General features: G+C 53.1%; 20 protein-coding genes. All 20 read left to right on the top strand.

Going from position 1 to position 24648, the window contains the following annotated elements:
- A partial coding sequence (locus ACN0V1_RS20450) for a VWA domain-containing protein (protein ID WP_417546734.1) occupies positions 1 to 2402 on the top strand: 2402 nt, incomplete at its 5' end.
- A gap of 105 nt (positions 2403 to 2507) precedes the next feature.
- Positions 2508 to 2846, top strand: a complete 339-nt coding sequence (locus ACN0V1_RS20445; RefSeq protein ID WP_088278102.1) for a tryptophan synthase subunit beta — start codon at positions 2508 to 2510, stop codon at positions 2844 to 2846.
- Between the two features lie 311 nt (positions 2847 to 3157).
- Positions 3158 to 4516 (top strand): MBL fold metallo-hydrolase RNA specificity domain-containing protein, encoded by a 1359-nt coding sequence (locus ACN0V1_RS20440; RefSeq protein WP_417546733.1) that lies wholly within the window; start codon positions 3158 to 3160, stop codon positions 4514 to 4516.
- 846 nt (positions 4517 to 5362) lie between these two features.
- On the top strand, positions 5363 to 7192 hold the full coding sequence (glmS, locus tag ACN0V1_RS20435; RefSeq protein WP_417546732.1) for a glutamine--fructose-6-phosphate transaminase (isomerizing): 1830 nt from the start codon (positions 5363 to 5365) through the stop codon (positions 7190 to 7192).
- Positions 7193 to 7253: 61 nt separating this feature from the next.
- Positions 7254 to 8780: a lipopolysaccharide biosynthesis protein gene (locus tag ACN0V1_RS20430; RefSeq protein WP_417546731.1), complete on the top strand. Its 1527-nt coding sequence runs from the start codon at positions 7254 to 7256 to the stop codon at positions 8778 to 8780.
- Positions 8781 to 9863, top strand: coding sequence for an NAD-dependent epimerase/dehydratase family protein (locus ACN0V1_RS20425; protein ID WP_417546730.1), 1083 nt, complete (start codon positions 8781 to 8783; stop codon positions 9861 to 9863).
- Positions 9860 to 11614, top strand: coding sequence for a thiamine pyrophosphate-binding protein (locus ACN0V1_RS20420; protein WP_417546729.1), 1755 nt, complete (start codon positions 9860 to 9862; stop codon positions 11612 to 11614). Before ACN0V1_RS20425 ends, ACN0V1_RS20420 begins: the two co-directional genes overlap by 4 nt.
- Positions 11611 to 12747, top strand: a complete 1137-nt coding sequence (locus tag ACN0V1_RS20415; protein WP_417546728.1) for a polysaccharide pyruvyl transferase family protein — start codon at positions 11611 to 11613, stop codon at positions 12745 to 12747. Before ACN0V1_RS20420 ends, ACN0V1_RS20415 begins: the two co-directional genes overlap by 4 nt.
- 57 nt (positions 12748 to 12804) lie before the next feature.
- Positions 12805 to 13743 carry a glycosyltransferase family 2 protein gene (locus ACN0V1_RS20410; protein ID WP_417546727.1) on the top strand — a complete coding sequence of 313 codons (939 nt, stop codon included), beginning with the start codon at positions 12805 to 12807 and terminating at the stop codon, positions 13741 to 13743.
- 205 nt (positions 13744 to 13948) lie between these two features.
- Positions 13949 to 15037, top strand: a complete 1089-nt coding sequence (locus tag ACN0V1_RS20405) for a glycosyltransferase (RefSeq protein ID WP_417546726.1) — start codon at positions 13949 to 13951, stop codon at positions 15035 to 15037.
- A 52-nt stretch (positions 15038 to 15089) separates the two neighbouring features.
- Positions 15090 to 16355, top strand: a complete 1266-nt coding sequence (locus ACN0V1_RS20400) for a hypothetical protein (RefSeq protein ID WP_417546725.1) — start codon at positions 15090 to 15092, stop codon at positions 16353 to 16355.
- Between the two features lie 148 nt (positions 16356 to 16503).
- Positions 16504 to 17790 carry a Vi polysaccharide biosynthesis UDP-N-acetylglucosamine C-6 dehydrogenase TviB gene (gene tviB, locus ACN0V1_RS20395; protein ID WP_417546724.1) on the top strand — a complete coding sequence of 429 codons (1287 nt, stop codon included), beginning with the start codon at positions 16504 to 16506 and terminating at the stop codon, positions 17788 to 17790.
- A gap of 2 nt (positions 17791 to 17792) precedes the next feature.
- On the top strand, positions 17793 to 18821 hold the full coding sequence (locus ACN0V1_RS20390) for an NAD-dependent epimerase/dehydratase family protein (protein WP_417546723.1): 1029 nt from the start codon (positions 17793 to 17795) through the stop codon (positions 18819 to 18821).
- Positions 18818 to 19957 (top strand): glycosyltransferase family 4 protein, encoded by a 1140-nt coding sequence (locus ACN0V1_RS20385; protein WP_417546722.1) that lies wholly within the window; start codon positions 18818 to 18820, stop codon positions 19955 to 19957. Before ACN0V1_RS20390 ends, ACN0V1_RS20385 begins: the two co-directional genes overlap by 4 nt.
- Entirely contained in the window at positions 19954 to 20550 is a 597-nt protein-coding gene (locus tag ACN0V1_RS20380; protein WP_417546721.1) for a sugar transferase, read from the top strand. Before ACN0V1_RS20385 ends, ACN0V1_RS20380 begins: the two co-directional genes overlap by 4 nt.
- Complete coding sequence (locus tag ACN0V1_RS20375) at positions 20547 to 21164, top strand: acetyltransferase (RefSeq protein ID WP_417546720.1); 618 nt, start codon at positions 20547 to 20549, stop codon at positions 21162 to 21164. Before ACN0V1_RS20380 ends, ACN0V1_RS20375 begins: the two co-directional genes overlap by 4 nt.
- 57 nt (positions 21165 to 21221) lie before the next feature.
- Positions 21222 to 22400 (top strand): DegT/DnrJ/EryC1/StrS family aminotransferase, encoded by a 1179-nt coding sequence (locus ACN0V1_RS20370; protein WP_417546719.1) that lies wholly within the window; start codon positions 21222 to 21224, stop codon positions 22398 to 22400.
- A gap of 293 nt (positions 22401 to 22693) precedes the next feature.
- Complete coding sequence (gene galU, locus ACN0V1_RS20365; protein ID WP_417546718.1) at positions 22694 to 23575, top strand: UTP--glucose-1-phosphate uridylyltransferase GalU; 882 nt, start codon at positions 22694 to 22696, stop codon at positions 23573 to 23575.
- Positions 23576 to 23599: 24 nt separating this feature from the next.
- A complete protein-coding gene (locus tag ACN0V1_RS20360; protein ID WP_417546717.1) occupies positions 23600 to 24592 on the top strand; it encodes a hypothetical protein in 993 nt (330 codons plus the stop codon).
- A partial coding sequence (locus ACN0V1_RS20355; protein ID WP_417546735.1) for a hypothetical protein occupies positions 24585 to 24648 on the top strand: 64 nt, incomplete at its 3' end. The genes ACN0V1_RS20360 and ACN0V1_RS20355, both read left to right, overlap by 8 nt.

Below are 24648 nucleotides of genomic sequence, written 5' to 3'. Positions count from 1 at the left end.
TCTCTGTAGTAGACGATATGACTACCTCGAATGAGGCTGGTGTTACCGTCGGCAACTGGTCTTATAGCGGTGGTGCCGATGGCCTGTCGGATGTTGCATCCGACCTGGAAAGCGGCATCAATCTGAGCTTCGATGCTGCTGGCCTGGGTGAGGCATTCACTGCAGTGCGCGAAGACGTCTACAACGCCGGCGAGTATCAGGGTGAGTTGCTAACCGTCAGTTATGCCGACGGTACCGACAGCTACACTTACTTCACCCTGTTCATGAAGGTGGATGGTACTTACCAATTTAATCTGGTCACCCCCAAGCCAACCGGCTCGGAAGGCGTGGTATTTACCAGTGTCAACGGGGGTATCGCTCCTACGCTGTGGGCGTCTCAGGTTATCAATAACTATGATGGGGCGACCGATATTCGCTTCACCGCGACCAAGAACGGCAGCACCGACGAGGTGAACTGGGGCAATCAGGGCATTGGCTCCGACAACAACCTGTTCTCAATTGGCGAAACACTGACGCTGGCGTTCTTTGACGCCACCGGTACTTCAACCCTGCCGGCGGCGGACGCGACCAAACTGGTCGACTCAGCCATCCTGACGTTCAACTTTAATGGCGGCGGCGATGACGCCAAAATCAGCATCGATGTGCTGGATGAAAACGGTGACGTGATCGCCACGTTGAATGACATCGCGCTGACCGACACCTCACCGACGATTCTGATCAGTGCCGATGATCTGAATATCGATGGTTTCTATGGCGTCACCATCAAGCACCAAGGTGGCTTTGACAGCACCCTGGGTGATGAGATTCGTCTGACCTCGATGGATATCGAAACCGCGTTGCTGCCGGAAGATACCCATCTGGACTTCGGGGTCGAGATCGTCGATGCCGATGGCGACACCGACGATGCCCAGTTCAGCGTCGACGTGAATTCACCAGCGATTGACCAGCTGATTGTTGGTACCGCCGAAGATGACACCCTCAACGCCGGGCGCGGCAACGACATTATCATCGGTGATGTTGAAGGCTCTTACAGCGTCGTTGTGCCAGATGACTACAACATTGCCCTGATGGTTGACCTGTCTGCGAGCATGACTGATGACTCCGGTACCGAGGGCAAGAGCCGACTGGAGTTGATGAAAGAATCGCTCACCAAACTGGTCAACGACCTCGGCTCGCATGGTGGTGTGGTGAACGTCCGGCTGATCACCTTCGGTGGCGATGTCGGCCAGGAAACCAGCTACTCACTGAACAGCCCGGCTCAGCTCAATGCTTTGCTGCTGGCAATTTCCGGTCTGGCAGCTTACTCGGGCTCTACCGATATGGGCGGCACCAACTACGAGGCTGTGCTGCGCGCAGCCAAGAGCTGGTTCGATACCCAGACCCCCGGTACGCCTGACTTTGAAAACCTGGCGCTGTTCCTGACCGATGGTAACCCGACATTCCATCTGAACAGCAGCGGTAACCCGACCGATGGCGGCAGTGGCAACAGCACTCAGTACTGGGATCTGGCTGATGCAGTAAGCGCCATGGCCTCGCTGGTGGGGCAGTCCTACAGCGTCAAGGTCAATGCCATTGGCATTGGTGACGGCAGTAATACGGACTACCTCCGCTTCTTCGACAACACCAATAACACAGGCAATGACTCGGTTTGGATCGATGGGTCGCGGATCAGAGGGCCGGTCGGCGAGGTTCAAAACGTCGATACCGCAGAGGATCTGGAGCTGGCTCTGGACAGCAGCGTGACCGTGGTACCGAAGGTTGGTGATGACACCCTGGTCGGCACAGCCGGTGATGACATCATCTATGGCGACACCGTCAGCTCGGACAGCCTGGGTACCGACTACGCCGGTATGGGCTATCAGGGTGTTGTCGATTACCTGACTGACACCCTCGGCCATGCGCCCAGCACCGAAGAAGTCATCGCGCTGCTGCGGGCCAACCCGCTGGACTTCTATGACCAGACCACCACCGAAGGTGGGGCCGATACCATCACTGCTGGTGCTGGTAACGACCTGCTGATGGCCGGTGCCGGCGACGACGTGCTGATCGGTGGTCAGGGCAATGACATCCTCTACGGCGGCCTCGGCTCTGACACCTTCGTCTGGCAGAGCGGTGATGCCGGCGCGGTTGGCACCCCGGCAGTCGACATGGTCATGGACTTCTCCCTCGGGACCGACGTGCTTGACCTCAGTTCGCTGCTGGGCGATATCACTCCCTCTGAAATTGCTGACTATCTGCAGGTCTCCAGCGTCTCGGTTTATGGCGTGGCTAGTGCCCAGCTCAATATCAGCACTACAGGCGATATTGCCAGCGGTGCGGATCAGGTGATTCTGGTCAAGGGGCTCAGCGTGTCTGATATCAACAGCATGCTGGCAGGCCCGGATCCGAGCCTGATTGTCTAAGCGTCAGTAAAAGCAAGGGCCAGGGGCCGACATCGGGTGACGACCGGTGTCGGCCCTTGTTCTATAGTCGCTGTATCAATCCAGCCTCCGGCAGAAGGGGAGTGCATGTACGTCAAGCGTGACACCGATGGCGCAATCAGCGCGATTTCCAGCGAGGCCGGCAACGGCTTCTCCGAATGGCTGGCCGATGACGCAAGGGAACTGATGGAGTGGCAGCAGGGCCGCTCGATGAAGGAAAGCCTGCAACGTCTTCAAGGCAGCGATGCCGATATGATCCGGGTGCTGGAAGACCTGATCGAAGTCCTGTTGCAGCGTGGCGTCATTCGCATCACCGACCTGCCAGAAGCCGCCGTCGCCAAACTCAACAGCCGCTCCGCCGAACGGGCAAAGCTCAGTGAACTGAGCGGCCTGATCGATCAGGACGAGCTGGATGTGCTGATCTAGCTCACCCCGTCACTCCCATCTTTTCCTCTCATCCCCGCGAAGGCGGGGATCCAGCGACCCCGGGTACTAACCGGGCACATGGGTTACACATCAAACCGCATCATGCCAATCACCGACACTACCTGCGTCCTCAAGGCTCGCCACACGTCGTGACCGGGTTCGCCGAATCGCCCGGCATATCCGTTTATGATCCGGGGCTTGCAATACGCCGCCGGATTGCGGCAACAGCATACTAACAACCAGGCAAAAGGAATTTGCTGATGAACCAACACCCCTATCCGCGGGTGCAGCACCATGGCGCGGTCAACGGCGTGACCGGGTCCTGCCACCAACTGTGGATGACACCCGCCGACAGCCTGCTGATCGACTGCGGGCTATTCCAGGGCGCCGAGACCTCCGGCGCCGGTGCCGGGCAGGACCAGCTCGCCATCGAGTTCCCCCTCGACTCGGTTCATGCCCTGCTGCTCACCCATGTCCATGTCGATCACGTGGGGCGCTTGCCCTGGTTGCTGGCAGCCGGCTTTGATCGGGCTGTTCATGCCACCGAGGCATCGGCATTGCTGCTGCCTGCCGTGCTTGAGGATGCCTTCCGGGTAGGCGTGCGCCCGGATGCTGCGCTGGCCTCGCGTTATGTCGCCGTCGTCTCCGCGTTACTCCAGGGGCACACCTACGGGCAGTGGGTCAGCCTCATCACCCGTGGCGACCTAATCTGTCGGGTGCGCTTCCAACCGGCCGGGCATATTCTCGGGTCGGCCTATGTTGAAATCGATATCGACTATCCGCCGGAACAGCGCAGCCAACGTGTGGTCTTCTCCGGCGATCTTGGTGCCGCCGGCGCACCCCTGCTCGAACCGCCCCAGCCACCCGAGCGCGCCGATTTGCTGATACTGGAAAGCACCTACGGCGACCGTCTGCACGAAGATCGCGCCACCCGGCGTGCCCGCCTGCAGCGGGTGCTGGAACAGGCGCTGGCCGATGGCGGTACCGTGATCGTGCCGGCCTTCAGCATTGGCCGTACGCAGGAGCTGCTCTATGAACTCGAAGGCATCATGCATGACAACCCCGAGTGGCAGCATATCCCCGTCATTCTGGATGCGCCGCTGGCCGGGCGTTTTACCGCCCTGTACCGCGAGCTGCGCCAGAGCTGGAACGCAGAAGGGCAGGCACGTCTTGCCGCCGGCCGGCGACCGCTCGGCTTTGATCAACTGCTTAAGGTGCAGACTCATGCCCAGCACCAGCGGATGCTTAACCGGCTGGTCAGCACCCGCCAGCCGGCCGTGGTGATTACCGGCAGCGGCATGTGCAATGCCGGCCGGGTGGTCAATTACCTCAAGGCCATGCTGGGTGATGTACGGCACAACGTCGTGTTTGTCGGCTACCAGGCCAAAGGCACACCCGGACATGCCATCCAGCAATACGGCCCCGCCGGTGGGTATGTTGAACTCGACGGTCAGCGTTACACCATCCGCGCCGGTGTTCATTCACTGGGAGGCTATTCCGCCCACGCCGATCAGGCCGGGCTGATAGCCTTTGTGCGCGACATTCCGGTTGCGCCGCGGGAAGTGCGTCTGGTTCACGGAGACGCAGCAGCCAAAGCCGAATTGGCTGCGCAGCTGCGGGCTGATGCCAAAGCGCAGGACCGGTCGCTGAACGTTGTGATTGCAGACTGACCCTGGGTCAGCCACCACGGACGCGACATGTCGCGTCCCTACGGCTCGTGCCAGATACGTCGGTGCGTCGCAGAAAACCATCCCGCGCACCGCCCTTTGTCGCGGCACAGCGTGCTGTGCCCAATGTGCACCCAACCCGACTGTAGGGCCACGACATGTCGTGGCCACCGCCACCCCGAACGCGACATCTCGCGTCCCTGCGGCTGGTGCGAGACACATCACGGCGTCGCAGAGAATCATCCCGCGCACCGCCCTTTGTCACGGCACAGCGTGCTGTGCCCAATATGCACCCAACCCGAATGTAGGGCCACGACATGTCGTGCCCGCCAGCACCGCCACCACGGACGCGACATCTCGCGTCCCTGCGGCTGGTGCGAGACACATCACGGCGTCGCAGAAAAACATCCACCGCCCGTCGTAGGGCCACGACATGTCGTGGCCGCCCCCTCCGCAACGACAGCCCCTCAACCATTCGTCGTACACTGCGTGCGAATCATTCTCGATAATCCATTTGTATTATTGCCCGAACATACGTTTTGGCTGTTAGAATCCCGGCGCAAACCAGCGTCAAAATGTTGCTTGCATCATCTTTGACTCACTGGTTATGATCCCGCCTCTCGTCAAAAGCTGGTGGCAATAAGCCATCTGTTGAGCTGCTTCGAGACGCATGCCAGACGTGTTCAGGCGACATCAGGATGATCCTGAAGATGTGAGCCAATCGCGGTTTTCAGCGTTTGTTTGTGCAAGTGGATAATCAGTGCTGAACCATGCGGTTGCGCTTTGCTCGAACGGCAATCGACTGCCCCTCGTGACGGGACACGAGTCTTGCAAAGGAAGATTGACGGTATGTGCGGAATTGTTGGTGGCATCGCCACGCGTGACCTGACCCCGGTTCTGCTGGAAGGGTTGCGGCGGCTGGAGTATCGCGGTTACGACTCGGCCGGCATTGCCGCGCTGGATGCGGCCGGAGCGGTGAATCGTGCCCGCTCCACCGGCAAGGTCGCCGAGCTTGAGCAACGGCTCGCCCGGCAACCGCTCACGGGCCAACTGGGCATCGCCCATACCCGCTGGGCAACCCACGGCAAGGCCAGTGAGCAGAACGCCCACCCGCATTGTTCCGACCGCCTGGCTATCGTCCACAACGGTATCATCGAGAATCACCACCCGTTGCGCCTGCAGCTGCAGGAACTTGGCTACGTATTCACCTCCGAGACCGACACCGAAGTGGTCGCCCACCTGCTGGCTCACCACTACGGCCGTCAGCAGAACATGCTCAGCGCTCTGCGTTGCACGCTGGCCGAACTGCGCGGCGCCTTCGCCCTCGGCATCATCCATCAGGATGAACCCGACACCCTGTATTGCGCCCGCATGGGCAGCCCGTTGGTCATCGGCGTCGGCAGCGGCGAGCATTACATCGGCTCCGACCCTCTGGCCCTGCTGCAGGTGACCGACCGCTTCATCTATCTGGATGAAGGCGAACACGCCCGGCTGACCCGCGACGACTGCCAGATCTGGAACAGGCAGAACCAGCTGGTCCAGCACGCTGTGCAGCAATACCAGCACGCGGCCCTGAGCATGGATAAGGGCGAGTATCAGCACTTTATGCTCAAGGAAATCTTTGAGCAGCCCGCCGCCATCGCCGACACGCTGGATGGCCTGCTCGCCGATGATCATGTCTTGACCGCCGCCCTGGGCCCCGGGGCTGAAAGCCAGCTGCCGCTGATCCGCAATATTCACATCGTCGCCTGCGGCACCAGCTACCACGCCGGTATGGTTGCCCGCTACTGGATAGAAGAGCAGACGGGCCTGCCCTGTCAGGTCGAGGTCGCCAGCGAATACCGTTACCGTCAGGTCTGTGTGCCCGAGGGCACCCTGTTGATCGCCATCTCCCAATCCGGAGAAACGGCCGATACCCTGGCCGCGTTGCGCTATGCCCGCGAGCAGCAATATCTTGGCACCCTGGCGATTTGCAACGTGCCGGGCAGCTCCCTGGTGCGTGAGGCAGACTGGCGGCTGCTGACCCATGCCGGCCCTGAAATTGGTGTGGCCTCCACCAAGGCGTTTACCACCCAACTCACCGCATTGCTGTGGCTGACCACCGCCTTGGCCCAGGTGCGTGAGCGCGCCCCTGAAATCATCGCCGCCAATGTGCGCGCCCTGCGCAGCCTGCCGGCCCGCATCAGCGACACACTGGAGCTGGCCCCGGCGATTGCCGAGCTGGCAAAGCAGTTTCAGGCAAAGCACCACGCCTTGTTCCTGGGCCGCGGGCCGCATTACCCCATCGCGATGGAAGGGGCGCTCAAGCTCAAGGAAATTTCCTACATTCACGCAGAAGCCTACGCCGCCGGCGAACTGAAACACGGCCCGCTGGCCCTGGTCGACGACGACATGCCCGTCGTCAGCGTCGCCCCCAGCGACAGCCTGCTGGATAAGCTCAAGTCCAACCTGCAGGAAGTCCGCGCCCGCGGCGGGCAATTGATCAACTTCGCCTGCGAACGCGCCGTGCTTGATGACGGCGAAGGCATCACCCATATCGCCATGCCCTGGGTGTACGAAACGGTTTCTCCGATTCTGTACACCATTCCGTTACAACTCCTTAGCTACCATGTTGCCCTGATCAAGGGCACGGACGTGGACAAGCCCCGTAATCTGGCCAAGTCGGTCACGGTGGAGTAAGTGGTGGCAACACCTATGAATAATAGCTAGCTTGTTTTAGTGATCTTGAGCGCGGGGCTGCATGTCACATAAAAAAATCTTCAAAAACACCTTGGCGCTTTATCTGCGCCAGATAATTATCATCCTCATCACGCTTTACTCGATGCGGGTGATTCTGATCGAGTTGGGTGTGGAGGATTACGGTATTTACAGTGTGGTTACCGGATTCGTCACTTTGTTGGCATTCCTGCCCGGCAGCATGGCGAGTGCGACGCAGCGATTTTTCGCTTTTGCCATGGGGAAACAGGACCCGGAACGCCTGCAGCAGACATTCAGCGTGAACCTCGTCATGTACATCGCGATCGCGCTCCTCGCTTACACGTTGCTTCAGACGGTAGGGCTCTGGTACGTCGGCGAGCATCTGAAAATGCCCGATGAGCGCGCCAGTGCTGCATTGGCGCTATATCATTACGCGTCACTGTCCTTTGTATTCTCTATTTTTACCGCGCCATTCATCGCCATTTTGATTGCGCATGAAGACATGCATCTGTATGCCATGATTTCAGTGGTGGATGCTGTTCTGAAGCTTGCAGCGGCAATATCCTTGGCTTATGTCAGCTATGACCTGCTGGTGTACTACGGCATTGCGTTGCTTGCTGTTTCGGTCGTGATCGCTTGCGCCTATGTGGCAATTTGTCTTAAACGCTACGCGGAGTGCCAGCTACGTAAGCTCTACTGGAGCAGCCGTCTGCTCAAAGAAATCTGGAGCTTCACAGCGTGGACACTGCTGGGACAGATCAGCACCGTGTTTCGCAATCAGGCGGTGACGGTGCTGGTGAACCAAATGTTCAACCCGGCTACCGTGGCTGCGCGAGCAATTGCCCTTAGCGTTGCTGGTCAGGTCGCCGTTTTCTCCAACAACCTCAATACCGGCCTTTATCCGCCGATCATCAAAAGCTACGCCGCAAATCAAAGGGATGAAATGGCAGGTTTGGTCTTTAATGGTTCCAAGCTGACATTCTTCCTCATGTGGATGTTTGCTCTGCCTATCATGCTGGAGATGGAAACTATTCTTCGTATCTGGTTGGAGACGCCGCCGCCAGAAGCGGTTTTGTTTACCCGGCTGGCGATTGTCGAATCGCTGATTATGGCGCTGAGCATGCCGCTGGCTACCGCAGCTCGGGCTCCTGGGCGAATGGCGCTGTATGAAACGGTGCTCGGCAGCATTCAGATAGCGATATTTTTTATGTCGTGGTGGGTGTTGAGCCTTGGCTACGCGGCAGAGTCCGTCTTCTATGTTGCGATACTTGCAAATCTGCTGATGTTCAAAATCCGCTTGCTTCTGGTTCACCGCTTAACGCGGCTGTCTGTGAAGGGGTTCTATCAGAAGGTGGTAATGCCGGTGCTGGCTGTGCTCGTGATTTCAGCGGGTATAAGTTATGCCCTTTTTTATTTTGCAACGGAAAGCCTCCTCAAGTCGGCGCTAACCGTGATCTTTTCAATGACTTTTTCAGTGCTGGCTATGTATTTTCTAGGTTTAGATAAATTTTGGCGAAAAAAAGTGTTAGGCGTCCTCGTTAATAAAGTCTCAAAGATACGGTGGGCATAGATGAAAGTTTTAATACTCGGCGGTACAGGTGCTATGGGGCGGCATCTTGTGCGCATGCTTGACGCAAAAGGTAATCAGGTATTTGTGACATCACGAACCCGTTCAGGTGATGACGGTAACGTACAGTATCTCAAAGGCAACGCCAGGGATCAGGCTTTTACGGCAAGCCTGCTGAGCCAGAGCTGGGATGCGATAGTTGATTTCATGGTGTATGGCTCTTCTGAGTTTAATCAGCGTTATAAATATTACCTAGACTCGACGCGTCAATACGTTTTTCTGAGTTCTGCACGCGTATACGCCGAATCAGATGAGCCGATAACAGAGTCGTCACCGCGGTTGCTTGATGTTACGACTGACACCGATTATCTGAAAACAGATGAATACGCTCTAGCAAAGGCCAGGCAAGAAGACCTGCTTTTCAAAAGCGGTAAAAAGAACTGGACAATTATACGTCCCTATATCACCTATGATGATGAGCGATTGCAACTAGGTGTTCTTGAAAAAGAGGAGTGGCTCTATCGTGCGCTTCAGGGGCGCACGATAGTTACTGCTAAAGATATCCAGGCGAAACGCACCACGCTAACTTCAGGTGAGGACGTTTCCAGAGTCATGGCCTCGTTGATAGGAAATGAGGACGCTCTCGGAGAGGCGTTCCATATCACAGCTGATCAAGACCTGGCCTGGAACGAAATATCTGAAATCTATATGCGGATTCTGCATCAGCAGGGTGTCAACGCAACACTTGTTGAGCAAGAGTTAGGTCAGTTTCTAACTTGGAGAAGCGGCAAATATCAGGTTGTATATGACAGGTTATATGATCGAATATTTGACAATAAAAAGATTGGTGGATTTGTAAATACAAGGGGTTTTATTGCTCCACAAGCCGGTCTTGCTCAGTGCCTTGAACGCTTTCTTCAAGGTCAATCTTACGCCTTCAAGACGCTGAATTGGCGGGAAGAAGCCCTCAAAGATAGAGCTGTAAATCAATGGGCACGTTTAACAGAGCCTGACAAGCTGAAACAGCAGATTATTTATAACTTGTTTAGAATCCTGCCAAAGGTTGGAAGGCTGATAGCTAGATGAAATTTTATTCAACAACTGAAAAAAATGCACTGATCGTTATTTCACTGCTGAAAGCCCACGGGATACGTTTTGTAATAGCGTCACCTGGGACTACTAACTCTGCGTTCGTAGGTAGCATCCAGAATGATCCATCTTTCAAGGTTTTTTCCGCAGTAGATGAGCGATCTGCTGCATACATGGCTTGCGGCCTTGCGGCGGAAACTGGAGAGCCCGTAGTGATCAGTTGTACCGGTGCAACCGCATCAAGAAACTATGTCCCAGGCATGACTGAAGCCTTTTATCGAAAGCTCCCAGTCTTGGCTATCACCTCGATGCAGCCTATCGCGCGCGTTGGCCACCATGTGGCTCAAGTTGTTGATCGCAGCCGCATTCAGGCTGATGTTGCGAGGTTGAGTGTGCGCCTCCCGATAGTCAAGGATGAGGAAGATCAGTGGGAATGCGAAATTAATGTTAACAAGGCAATTCTTGAACTGAGTCGGCATGGAGGCGGGCCCGCACACATCGAGCTGCCGACGACATACGCGCTGCCTTTCACTGAAAAGGAAAGCTTGCAGTGCCGAGTGATTAATCGGTTCACGTTGACCAGTGCACTGCCAGGTCTTGACGCCAACAAGCGTGTAGCGGTGATGATAGGCGCGCACAAGAACTGGACTGCTGAAGAAACAAAGGCGCTGGAGGAATTTTGCGAACACTACAACGCAGTTGTTTTCGGTGATCATACCAGTGGCTACAAAGGTAAGGGGCGGCTACAGTTTTCACTCGCAGCTGCTCAAGAACTGCACAGCAAGGCAGAGCTTAAGCCGGATATAACACTGCATATTGGCGAGATCACCGGAGACTATCCCTTGCTTGGGATGGCCGGAAAAGAAGTATGGCGTATTAGCCCGGACGGCGAGATAAGAGACACATTCCGTCGGCTGCGCTATGTATTCGAAATGCCTGAATCGTCTTTTTTTCAGCACTACGCAGATAAAAGTAACCAGGCGGGCACTGATTCATATTATCGGCAATGTGAGTCATTTCTAAACACTGTACGGCAAAAAATTCCAGAGTTGCCGTTTTCAAATGTCTGGCTAGCCTCAAAAATGGCGGCGAGGATCCCCTCCGGATCGGCCATTCACTTCGGCATCCTTAACAGCCTGAGAACCTGGAATTTCTTCCAGCTCCCTGACACAGTTTCCTCCTTCTCCAACGTAGGGGGGTTCGGGATTGATGGTGGTGTATCTACTCTATTGGGCGCTTCACTGGCTGACGCCAAGAAGCTCTACTTTGGAGTGATTGGGGATCTAGCCTTTTTCTATGATCTTAACGCCATTGGTAACCGTCACACGCCAAATAACCTTCGTATTCTTTTGGTCAATAACGGCAAAGGCATAGAGTTCCGCTTGTACAATCATCATGCGTCTCACTTTGGGGAAGATGGTGACGAATTTGTAGCTGCGGCGGGGCACTATGGAAATAAGTCAAAAAGTCTTGTTAGAGATTTCGCTGAAAATCTGGGGTTTGAATATCTGACTGCGAGCAATAAAGAAGAATTTGAAGCCTGTTATCAGCGATTTCTCGATCCTGTGTTAACAGGTCGGCCAATGTTATTTGAGGTTTTTACTGATAGTGATGAAGAAAGTAGAGCGCTACAGGTTATGCACCAGTTAGAGGTTAGCGCAGACGGAAAGGCAAGGCAGCTGGCTCGAAAAGTACTTGGTAGAAAACGCATTGCCACAGTTAAAAAAATTTTAAAAGGTAAGTCATGAAGATTGCCATTATGACCCAGCCGCTTGGACGTAACTATGGCGGAATAATGCAGGCATGGGCTCTGCAGCAGGTGTTAGAGGCCGCTGGACATGCTCCGGTAACAATAGATCGACGGCATGACCGTAAAGGGAGAATTTACAACCTTGTTCGAATGAGTAAGCGCGCGGTTAAAAAGGCAGTAGGGCGTTGGAGTGTACCTTTGAATTTCGAGCGCTATATGCCAGAGATTTTGTTTAATACTCGGAATTTCATTGAGAAAAATATTGTTTTGTCCGAACCATTATTTTCTACTGCAGACCTAAGGTGCCATTTCAGTCGTGAGCAGTATGATGCAGTGATTGTGGGTAGCGATCAAACATGGCGGCCTAAATACTCACCAAATATCTATAATTTTTTTCTCGATTTCTTAAGCGATAGCAATATTAAGCGTTTGGCTTATGCAGCATCTTTTGGGGTTGATGATTGGGAGTTTTCTCCAACCCAGACTGAACGATGCATGGCTTTGGTGAAGAAGTTCGATGTAATTGGAGTGCGTGAATTAGCAGGTGTGGAATTATGTGAGCAGCATCTGGGTGTGTGCGCCAGTCATGTGCTTGACCCAACTCTCTTGTTGGATAAAGAAAATTATCAGAGAATGCTCATAGGTAAGCAGGTTTTAGAAAGTAAAGGTGTTTATACTTATATTCTGGATCAGTTGTCGTGGAAGAGTCAGGTTGTTGATCACGTCTCAGAGTTGCTGTGTTTGCCTGTTTACAGAAATCAGGCAAATAGTAGTATGGCGCAACTAAAATCTTCGAATATTAGTGATTATGTGATGCCCTCCGTCAAAGGATGGGTTAAGGGGTTTTTAGAGGCAGACTTTGTCGTTACTGATTCTTTTCATGGGATGGTTTTTTCAATTATTTTCAATAAACCGTTTGTGGCGTTGGTTAACTCTGGTCGTGGTGCCTCGAGGTTTTATTCTTTGGCGAATCAACTTGGTTTGTCTGGCAGATTGGTTACCTGCTTTTCTAAGGAAGAAATACAGGCGGTTGTGGATGTCCCAATTGATTATAAGGCTGTAAATAATAATCTTGATTTAGCGCGTAAACAATCAGAAAGGTTTCTTTATGAAAGTCTATCTGAAGGCTAAGGTCTGTTTCTGTCTGGCAATCTATCTTTGGTTTATAGGGATGATGTGAGGGGGTCTATGGTGGAAAAAAGTCGCCTGCCCCTTGTCTCTATTGTAGTGCCATTTTTTAATCCAGGGGCGTACTTTGATGAGCTTCTTGATAGCCTAGCCAGCCAAGACTATAAAAATCTTGAGGTTGTGCTAGTTGATGACGGCTCAGACGAACTCTATTCCTTTGTTGCAAAGAGATTTGTGGATGCTGGTATTAACAGGCAGGTTATAAGAAAGGATAACGGTGGTGTTGCTTCTGCGCGTCAAGTAGGTGTAGATGCGGCAAATGGCGAGTACATAATTCACGCAGATGCCGATGATATTTTGCCAAGGAGCGCTATTTCAAAGCTTGTTCATGCTGCGTTGGCGATGGATTCTGATATTGTAATAGGTGGTTATACGGTTCTGTATAGAGGCCGAAGAAAATATATAGGTGTTGACTCTAGTTTTTTGGCGTCAGAGTTCTTAGAGGGGTTGCTGCTTGGTAGGTATCACGCGTCGTTATGTAATAAGCTAATAAGGAGATCATGTTATAAGGGTGTGCGGTTTGAATCTGGCATTAATTATATGGAAGATAAGCTGCTTCTCGCAAAGATGTTAAGGGGCGGAAATCTTCGTTTAGGTTGTTTGGACGAGTCTGTTTATGTATACAGACTGAGTAGCGGTTCAGCCACGATGAATATGACTCCCCAGACTATTGAGCAGTCTGTTGCTGTGGTTTCGAAAATTGTTGATCTATACGCTAATGTTTTACCAAAGCGAGTATTAGATTTTTTGTTGGCGAGGCAAAGGGCTTTCGCAATATATCAGTTTGCAAAGAATGGAATTAATATTTTTGAAATAAGCGATTTGAGTTTGATTGGAGAGCGAAAAATATCTTTAACTTATAGGGTTGCGATAATTTTATCCGCTTTTCGATCGGTCTTTTTGATTAAATGGTTGCATTCGATACGTCGCCTTCTTTAGGTTTTCCCTGGCGCACTTGTCTTTCTGTATTTGAAGTTGGTTAGTTCATAGTGTTTTTTGGGGTTGCTTTGATTTTTAGTCGTGGTTTCTTGGTTATCTTTTTTATATGTTTTTGTTGCGGCAAAATTTGAATTCTTAAGATCTGTATCTTCAGTGGCTTTTATGCTTTTTAACGCTTTTCTGAAAAGCTAATTTAGTGGGGTGTATGAAAATTCTCTTTGTGATAACTGGTCTTGGGATGGGTGGCGCGGAAAGCCAAGTGGTAAATCTATCTGACGCGCTCAGTTCGCGAGGGCACAGCATTACAATCGCATACATTCTTAAGCCAATGATAGTCCAGCCTAAGTCTGATCAAGTGGATGTCATCTGGTTAGGCGGTAGTAAATCCGTATTGGGCATGATAAAAGCTTTTCGCAGAATGCTCGGTTTGGTGCACAGAATTAAGCCTGACGTAGTTCATAGTCATATGTATCATGCAAACATGCTATCTCGACTTGCTCGGTTCTTTTGCGATGTGCCACGCCTAGTTTGCACCGCTCATAGTGTCGATGAGGGCGGCATTTCACGAATGTTAATGTACCGTTTGACAGACAAATTTGCTGACGAGTTTACGAACGTTAGTCAAGAGGCAGTACGGTCCTTCGAGAGGAAAGGAGCTGCACATATTGGTCGCATGAGGGTTGTGCACAACGGGATCGATACTAATCGCTTTAAGTTTGATTTAAGCGCTAGGGGACGTATTAGGGCTGAGTTAGGTATTGACTCACATAAGGTGTTTATAAGTATAGGCCGGTTTCATGCAGCTAAAGATTATCCTAATCTGCTGAAGGCATTCTCTTTGGTTTGCGAGGTGAATGACAATTGCCATCTATTAATTGTTGGGGATGGTGAGCTTAGAGGAATTGTTGAGCAGGATATAAAAAAATATTGTTTGGGTGACAAGGTGACACTGCTTGGGGTTCGGACAGATATTCCTGAGCTGCTTTCATCTGCAGATGTTTTTGTACTCTCATCGGCTTGGGAGGGACTCCCACTTGTAGTTGGTGAGGCAATGGCTTGTGAGAGGATTGTTGTATCCACCGATGCAGGTGGAGCCAAGGAGTTTCTTTTGGACTTCGAATATCTTGTTCAGCCAAGGCGTAGCTATCAGTTGTCCACCTCTATGTCTAAGGCTCTGTTATTGAGTGATACTGATGCTGCATTAAAAGGGCGGATGTCTAGGGAAAGAATAATTAAGTGCTTCAATGTTGAAAGCGTGGTAGATGTTTGGCTTTCTATTTATGGTGTGATTTAATTTATTTGTATAATTTGTTGGGTTGAACGAAAAGATACGGGCGGAATTATGTATGTGGGCGGTGTTGCTAATATTCCTGGTTTTGGTTTTTCTATATAATTTTCGCAAGCAAAGCTTTGATTCCTTGTTTGTTCTTTTTGCTGTTTTTTATATTTGTATTTTCTTTGTTTATCCACTTTATATAGTTGAGAGTGGAGCTGGATCTTATTATCTTAATAAGCTTTTGGGGAGTCTGGACTATCAAAGGGTTTTTTGGTCATTTACTTTTTTTGTTTTCGGCTTCCTGGTTGTCGATATGCTTAGGCTCGTGTCTATCCAAAAGTTTGTAAGGCTTCAAAGTGAGCCGGCTATATCTTCTGATATTTCACTTGTTAGACCACGGATGCGGGTTGGTCGAGGGTTTTGGTTTTTATTTGTAGTGGTTGTGTTTGGCCTTATGGTAGGAATTTTAGACAGTGATCGAGCTGAACAAGGATATTTGATTAGGCAAGGTGCATTAGAGGGTAGTAGGCTGGAGTTTTTGTTGGGTATTGTTTTTGGTGCATTGAGTTTTAGTGTCTTTTTTGCTGCTACTGCAGCGAAAAAGAATTGGATTGTCCTTATTATCGCTCTTCTTATGCTGATTAGTGTTTTTTCTGCGGCAACTGGTAGGGCTGGGGTTTTGGTTTTTTTCTCTCTTTTATTTGTTCACTACGCCAGGGTCAGGGTTCGTTATTTCTTACTTGTGGCGTTTGTGGTTTTTCCCTTGCTCGTGCCACTATTGGTTAATATGAAGATGGTAATTGCTAGCATTGCGATAAATAGGGAGATTCCGGATATCTTCGCATATTATCGCTCGGGGTTGACGTATGATGTTGTGCTTAGCAATTTTGGACACCCTTTAATGTCGCTTCTCTTTGTTGATGATTTGATAGAGCTTGTGGGCTTTCGGTACTTTTATGATTATCTGCAGGGGGGGTTGTTTTATTTTCGTGTGTTTGGTGTCGATTTAGGTGATTCGTTGACGTATTACAATACCGAGGTTTTTTTAGGTGCTCGTGAATCTATTGTGCCTCCGGGCTATCTCGCATTTGGTTATGTTCAGCTGGGCTATTTTGGGGTTTTTGTATCTGGTATTTTTTACAGGTTTATTGGTAAATTTTCTGGTTTTGTTTTCAAGGCTTATGGAGATGAAGGTAATAATGCATTGAAGTTTTATTTTGCAAATGCAGCTGCTTACACGTTCTATGTTGGTGAGACTAGAACTATGATTATTACCTTTTTTCTTCATATGCTTGTTTTTTATTGCTCATCAAGATTTATGTTTAAAAAGTGTTGAGTGTTTTGTTTTTTTTCTTTATATGTTTCGGACTTACTCTGTCCGTGCGCATGTGTTGCTTGTTTTTCTTCTATATGTTCTTGTTGGGTCATGTTGGCCTTGAATTTGTTTTTTATATACTTTAAGGTTTTGTTGTTTTGGAGGTTATATGATGCTTCTTTCGGATGGTGTTGGGGGTGACGTGGCAGTTATTGGTATGGGTTATGTTGGTTTGCCTCTTGCAGTTGCTTTTGGAAGTAAGCGCCCTGTAGTGGGTTTTGATATTAATCGGAACCGTATTGCGGAGCTAAAGAAGGGGCGTGATCGAACTCAGGAGGTCACTTCGTTCGAGTTTTCTTTGGCGCGATATTTGACGTTTACTGATGAATTGAGCGACCTTGCAAAGTGTACGGTTTTCATTGTTACCGTGCCGACACCGATCGACAATTTCAAAACACCTGACTTAACCCCCCTTGTTAATGCTAGTGAGAGCCTCGGGAGTGTACTCAAGAATGGTGATATAGTTATTTACGAGTCAACGGTTTATCCCGGTGCAACTGAAGAAGTCTGTGTGCCAGTGCTGGAGCGGGTATCTGGCTTAAAGTTTAATAAGGATTTTTTCGTAGGCTACAGTCCTGAACGTATCAACCCAGGGGACAAAGAACACCGTGTGCACAACATTGTTAAGGTAACCTCTGGCTCAACGCCTGAAGTTGCTGAGCTGGTTGACAAGCTCTATCGAGAGATTATTCAGGTGGGTACACACAAGGCGCCTTCGATTAAGGTTGCTGAGGCGGCCAAGGTGATTGAAAACACTCAGCGTGATGTCAACATTGCTCTGGTTAATGAGTTGGCGCTTATCTTTAACAAGATGGGTATTGATACTCAGGCAGTACTCGAGGCAGCTGGTACTAAGTGGAATTTCTTACCGTTTCGTCCGGGTTTGGTTGGTGGCCACTGCATTGGGGTAGATCCTTATTATTTAACGCACAAGGCGCAAGCGATTGGTTATCATCCTGAGATGATCCTCGCTGGGCGGCGTATCAATGACGGCATGGGAGAGTATGTCGTTAGCCAATTAGTTAAAGCGATGGTTAAGGCGTCGATTGGTGTTGCTGGCGCCAAAGTTCTTGTGATGGGGTTAACCTTTAAGGAAAACTGTCCTGATCTGCGCAATACCCGTGTAGTCGATATTGTTTCTGAGTTGGAAGATTACGGCGCAGTGCCCGTTGTCTATGATCCTTGGGTGGATTCCGCTGAGGCACAGCATGAGTACGGAATTATTCCGGTAAGTGAGCCAGAAGCCGGTAGTTATGACGCTATTATTCTCGCCGTGAGCCACCAGCAATTCAAAGCTATGGGTGTCGACGCAATTCGAGCGCTGGGCAAAAGCAATCATATTTTGTACGACCTGAAGTACCTGTTCTCCGCCGACGAAAGTGATTTGAGATTGTGACCATGACTGCATATCAAAAGCTCTGTGCTGTTCTATCGTCGCAGCCCAAAACTTGGCTTGTAACCGGCGTTGCGGGGTTCATCGGCTCCAATCTCCTTGAAACCCTGCTTAAGCTGAACCAGCGAGTCGTAGGTCTGGACAACTTTGCGACAGGTTACCAGCAGAACCTCGACGAGGTTCGTCGCTTAGTCTCACCCGATCAGTGGCGGCGTTTCAGGTTCATTGAAGGCGATATTCGTGATCTGGAGGATTGCCGCAGGGCTTGTGAAGATGTTGATTACATATTGCACCAGGCTGCACTTGGCTCGGTTCCACGCTCTATTGATGATCCTGTTGCTACCAATGCCACCAATATCGATGGTTTTTTGAATATGTTGGTAGCCGGAAGGGATGCCGGCGTGAGTAGCTTCACATACGCGGCCAGCAGTTCGACGTATGGCGATCACCCTGCGTTGCCCAAGGTGGAAGAGAATATTGGCAAGCCATTGTCGCCATACGCAGTTACCAAATATGTAAATGAGTTGTATGCAGAAGTGTTTGCCAAGTCCTACGGGTTCAACTGTATTGGCCTGCGTTATTTCAACGTATTCGGCCCGCGTCAGGACCCGAATGGCGCCTATGCTGCCGTCATTCCAAAATGGGCTGCGGCCATGATTAAAGGTGAAGACGTGTTTATCAACGGCGATGGTGAAACTAGCCGAGATTTTTGTTTCGTCGATAACGCGGTGCAGGCCAACCTCTTGGCTGCTGCAGCCGATGAGAAGGCAAAGAACGAAGTCTATAACGTGGCTGTAGGCGATCGCACCACATTAAACGACCTGTTCCACGCGCTGAGTGCTGCCTTAGCCGCAAATGGCAAGCCTTACATCCGCTCACCGGTTTATCGGGATTTTCGTGCTGGCGATGTTCGTCATTCCCAGGCAGACGTTTCCAAGGCTGAAGCGCAGCTTGGTTATGTCCCCGAATTTGCCATCATGGAAGGTATTGCTAGGGCGATGCCGTGGTATGTGTCGAGCGAGCGGTTGCAATGAGGCACCACCCCAGACGCATAGCCATTATGGCCGGCCTTGCCAGCTCTTTAATTAACTTTCGCGGGCCTTTGGTCAAGGCGCTTTGTGATGCAGGCCTGGAAGTGCATGCATTTGCCCCGGAACTGACGTCAGACGAGCCCACCCGGAGGCGCCTTACGGAGTGGGGGGTGGTGCTCCATGATGTGCCTTTGCATCGTGCCGGGGTGAATCCGTTAAGAGATTTTTCAACGCTTTGGGTCTATATGCGCAAGCTGCGTGAGATCAAACCGGATTTGGCGCTAGGGTATACCATCAAGCCTGTTATCTACGGCACCATAGGGGCTTGGCTGGCAGGTGTTCCCAGGCGTTTTGCGCTGATCACCGGACTCGGTTACGCGTTTACTGGTCAAGCCGCCGGTAAGAGGAAGTTGGTGCAGAAGATTGCAAGGGAATTGTACCGTCTGGCGTTGAAGCATTCCGAGCTTGTGTACTTTCAAAATCCTGATGATGAAGAGCTATTCCGGACTATGGGCCTTGTGCCCATCACAGTTTCAACCAAGGTGGTTAACGGTTCCGGTATTGATACGGCCATCTTCGAGGTCGCTCCTTTGCCACAAGATGCACCAAGCTTTCTACTGATCGCTCGTCTTCTGGGTGATAAGGGCATTCGTGAATATGTTCGAGCCGCTGCTGTATTAAAGCTCCGTTACCCCAATGCTCAGTTCCGCTTAGTCGGAGATATCGACCCTAACCCCGACTCGATTACCCGAACTGAGCTTGATGGTTGGATTGCGAATGGTGCCATTGACTATAGCGGTTGGCTGAGTGACGTACGTCCTGCGATTGCCGATACTTGCGTCTATGTCTTGCCCTCCTACCGAGAGGGAACCCCGCGCACCGTACTTGAAGCTATGGCAATGGGTCGGGCCATCATCACAACCGATGCACCAGGTTGCCGCGAGACGGTTATTGATGGTGAAAACGGGTTTCTTGTGCCTGTGAAGTCAGTGGACGCGTTGGTCGATGCTATGACGCGATTCATTGAAGACCCTGATCTGGCCGTTCGAATGGGTAAGCGTTCGCGTGAAATCGCGGAAGAGAAGTACGATGTGCACAAAGTGAACGCTGTCATGCTTAAAGAAATGGGGATTCAATGATCAAGCGCGCATTCGATATTGTTGCGGCTGGGTGCGCTTTGCTTGTGCTGGCACCTGTGATCGTTTTTGTCGCTTGGCAAATCAGCCGCAAGATGGGCTCGCCAGTGTTATTTCGACAGGTGCGCCCCGGCTTGAATGGCAAGCCGTTCGAGATGATCAAGTTTCGCACCATGAAAGACGCCATGGACGCATCAGGCAACCCGCTGCCTGATTCCGAGCGCTTAACGCCCTTTGGGCAGTTTTTGCGTTCTTCCAGTCTGGATGAGTTGCCCGAGTTGTGGAATGTGCTTAAGGGCGATATGAGTCTGGTGGGGCCGCGCCCTTTGTTGATGGAATATTTGCCGTTGTACTCGCCTGAGCAGGCTCGACGGCATGAGGTGCGGCCGGGTGTTACCGGTTGGGCCCAGGTGAATGGTCGTAACACGCTGAGCTGGGAAGACAAGTTCAAGCTGGACGTTTGGTACGTGGATAACCGTTCGCTCTGGTTGGATATCATGGTGTTGTTTCTTACCGTAAAAAAGGTACTGGTGCGTGATGGCATCAGTGCGGAAGGAGAGGCCACCATGTCGAAGTTCACCGGGAGCGACTCGTGAAACACCTTGCTGTGCTGGGTGCCAGCGGCCACGGAAAGGTAATTGCCGATTGTGCCGAACTCTGTGGTTGGGAGCAGGTTAGCTTCTTTGATGATCGCTGGCCGGAGCTGAAGGTTAACGGTCATTGGCCTGTTATCGGTGGCACCAATGAGCTTATAGAGACCCTTTCGCAGTTTCAGGGCGTGGTTGTGGGGATTGGCAACAACGGTATTCGTTTGACCAAACTGCAACAGTTGCTCGATGCCGGGGCGCAGTTGCCTGTTTTGCAACACCCTTCGGCTCAGGTCAGCCGTTATGCGCGCATTGGCTTGGGCTCGGTTGTGTTCGCCGGCGCGGTGATTAACGCCGACAGTGAACTAGGCAAGGGCGTCATCATTAACACGGGTGCCACCGTCGACCACGACTGCGTGCTGGGCGATGGCGTGCATATCAGCCCGGGTGCCAATCTAGCAGGTGGCGTTGTTGTTGCAGAGCGCAGCTGGATAGGTATTGGTGCCAGTGTTCGACAACTGGTTCGGATTGGCAGTGATGTCGTTGTTGGCGCTGGTGCTGCTGTCGTTGCTGATACTGCCGATGCCGTGACCCTTGTTGGCGTTCCTGCACGACCCCGCTGAATGTTATGTCGCCATACAGCAAGTGCTGTGTGGTCTGTCTTTTAAGGGCTTTTATTGATGCTTAACACCCCGTTTTCTCCCTGGCCGTCGTTCACCTCAGAAGAAGCCGACGCGCTGCAGGCGGTGCTCTTGTCCAACAAGGTCAATTATTGGACCGGGCAGGAGGGGCGCGAGTTTGAGAAGGAGTTTGCGGCCTGGGCCGACTGCAATCACGCCATTGCGCTGTCCAATGGCACGCAGGCGCTGGACCTTGCGCTGAAAGGGCTGGGTATCGGGCCGGGTGATGAGGTGATTGTTACGCCGCGTACCTTTTTGGCGTCCGCTTCGAGCATTGTGACGGCAGGTGCCGTGCCGGTGTTTGCGGATGTGGACCGTGACTCGCAGAACATCACTGCCGAGACCATTGCCGCAGTACTGAGCGAGAGCACCAGAGCCATCATCTGTGTGCATTTGGCGGGTTGGCCCTGCGATATGGACCCGATCATGGCGTTGGCGGCCAAGCACGGTCTCGTCGTGATTGAGGATTGTGCGCAGGCGCACGGTGCCCGCTACAAGGGGCGTTCGGTTGGCTCTATTGGGCATGTGGGCGCGTGGTCGTTCTGTCAGGACAAGATCATGACCACCGGGGGTGAAGGCGGCATGGTGACGACCAACGACCGCGAACTGTGGTCGCGCATGTGGTCTTACAAGGATCACGGCAAGAGCTGGGAGGCGGTATATGAACGCGAGCATCCGCCGGGGTTCCGCTGGCTGCACGAGAGCTTTGGCACCAACTGGCGCATGACCGAACTGCAGGCGGTGATCGGGCGAATTCAGCTGCGGCGCATGGCCGACTGGACGGCGGCGCGCACGCGCAATGCGGAGCGTATCTGGAATACCTGCCGCGCATTTGATGTTGTGCGCGTACCGGCATTCCCCGCCGATTGTGTGCACGCCCATTACAAGTGTTACGTTCAGGTGGTGCCGGATAAGCTGGCTGCTGGTTGGACGCGTGACCGTATTATCGAGGCGATTGTGGCCGAGGGCGTGCCCTGTTTTCAGGGATCCTGTTCCGAGGTGTATCTGGAAAAGGCGTTTGACGATACCGGCTGGCGGCCGGCGGAGCGTTTGCCGGTGGCGCGTGAGCTGGGTGAGACCAGTCTGATGTTTCTGGTGCACCCGACGCTGACCGAGGCGGAGATGAACAAAACCTGTGCAGTGATCGAGCACGTTCTGGCGCAAGCAGGGCACCGTTGATCGTTCCTGGATTGCCGTTTTAGAGGGGTTGGCGTTCATTGCTACCGCCTTGATCCCGTTGGGGTGGTGCCAATCTTGCTTGGTTGGGTTATGAGTTTTTGTGCGGACGCGGCATGCCGCGTCCCTACGGGTGCAGTGTGTTTGGTGCGTGGGCAATGTGTGCGAAGCACCGCAGGTGGGTAATGCCGCCGTCGACTCGTAGGGACACGGCATGCCGTGCCCGGTTGTGGCTGCGTGCTAGTCTGCGTTGCGCCCCCCACAGGATGAATGAACTTGAATAATCAGGAGTTGCCGTGAAGGTTACCAAGGCTGTTTTACCCGTAGCGGGGCTGGGCACGCGGTTTTTGCCGGCCAGCAAAGCGATTCCGAAGGAAATGGTCACCGTGGTGGACAAGCCCGTGGTGCAGTATGTGGTTGAGGAAGCGCTGGCGGCGGGCATCAACGAGATTGTGCTGGTGACCCACGCCAGCAAGAAGGCCATTGAAGATCACTTTGACGTCAACTACGAGCTTGAGGCCGAGCTGGCACGGCGCGGTAAGGACGCCCTGCTGCAGGTGCTGCGCGAGATTGCGCCGCCGGAGCTGAAGGTTACGGCGGTGCGTCAGGGCCGTGCGCTGGGTCTGGGGCACGCGGTGGCCTGTGCGCGTTCGGTGGTGGGCGATCAGCCCTTTGCGGTGTTGCTGCCGGATGTGCTGGTGGCCCAGGCGGGGGCGGTGTCTGACTTGCAGGCGATGACCGAGCGTTTTGTCGCCACTGGCAAGGCGCAGGTGATGGTTGAGCCGGTGCCGTGGGAGCAGGTGCATCAGTACGGTGTGGTTGATCTGGGTGGCGCGCAGTTGCATCAGGGCAAGCAGGCGCTGATGCAGCAGGTGGTGGAAAAGCCCGCCCGCGAGGCGGCACCCTCCAATCTGGCGATTGTGGGCCGCTATGTGCTGCCGGGTGAGATCTTCCAGCTGCTGGCAGCAACAAAGCCGGGCGCCGGCGGCGAGATTCAGCTGACCGATGCGATTGCGGCATTGATGCAGCAGACCGGGGCAGAGGCCTATCGCATGCGTGGCCGCTCGTTCGACTGCGGCAGCAAGCTGGGTTATCTGGAAGCGACACTGGCCTACGGGCTGGAGCATCCGGTGTTGGGGCAGGATTTCAAGGGATTGCTGGCCCGCTATGCGCAGTAAGCGCGCGGGCTGAGGACAGGCACCATGCAGGTTGATGTTTACGGTGACACGCTGTGCGCCCTGGTCAGCGCAACGGCGCTGGCTTCGACCGGTAACCAGGTGCAGTTGCATCTGCCGGCCGGTCCGCATGCCGAGCAGTTGCAGCGTGGCGAGTGCCCCTTTCGGGAGGCTGGGCTGGCAGACCTGATGGCTGAGCAGATGCAAGGCGGCAGACTGATGCTCGCGCCGCTCGCCGCACCGCCGCAGCCGTCCGCGGTGATCTGGCTGGCGTTGAACCCGGACAGCATGCCCGAGGCTCTTTCGCTGATCGCTGCGTTGCCGGAGCGCTGCACGCGGCGCTGGCTGGTGGTGAACCAGTCCACCTTTGCGGTGGGCAGCAGCGAGTTGCTGCAACAAACCCTGCTCGACTGCGATACGCCGCCGACGCAGCCGGGGGCGGTGGTCAGCCTGCCGGATCTGCTGATCGAGGGTAATGCGCTGCAAAGCTTCATGCGTGCCGACAGCTGGCTGCTGGGCGCTGATGCCGACTGGGCCCGCCAACTGGTAACCGAGCTGCTGCGGCCATTCAACCGCCGCCGCGACGCCATCATGCCGATGCGCCCGCGTGAGGCGGAGTTCACCAAACTGGCGATCACCGGCATGCTCGCCACGCGTTTGAGCTACATGAACGACATGGCCAATCTAGCCGACAGCCTGGATGTGGATATCGAACAGGTGCGCCAGGGCATGGGTGCTGACCGGCGGATTGGTGATGCCTACCTGTATCCCGGTTGCGGCTTCGGCGGGCTGAGTTTTTCCCGCGATGTAATGAGCCTGGCCTCGACCCTCGAAGGCAGTGGTCTGGCGGCGCAGTTGCTTGATGAGGTGCTGAATATCAACGAGCGCCAGAAAGAGGTGCTGTTTCGCAAGCTGTGGCGTCATTACGGCACCGACCTGCGCGGCCGCAAGGTGGCACTGTGGGGCGTTCAAGCCGGAAACCTCGCGCATCAACAATGCGCCTGCGCTCAAATTGCTTGAGGCGCTCTGGGCCCAGGGCGTTGAGGTGCATGTGCATGATCCGCGTGCGCTCGACA

Origin of the sequence: Marinobacter sp. (genome assembly GCF_048266785.1) — a bacterium.
Lineage (GTDB): Bacteria > Pseudomonadota > Gammaproteobacteria > Pseudomonadales > Oleiphilaceae > Marinobacter.
The sequence above is the reverse complement of the archived record's forward strand: the minus strand, read 5'-3'. Positions and strand labels throughout refer to the sequence as shown.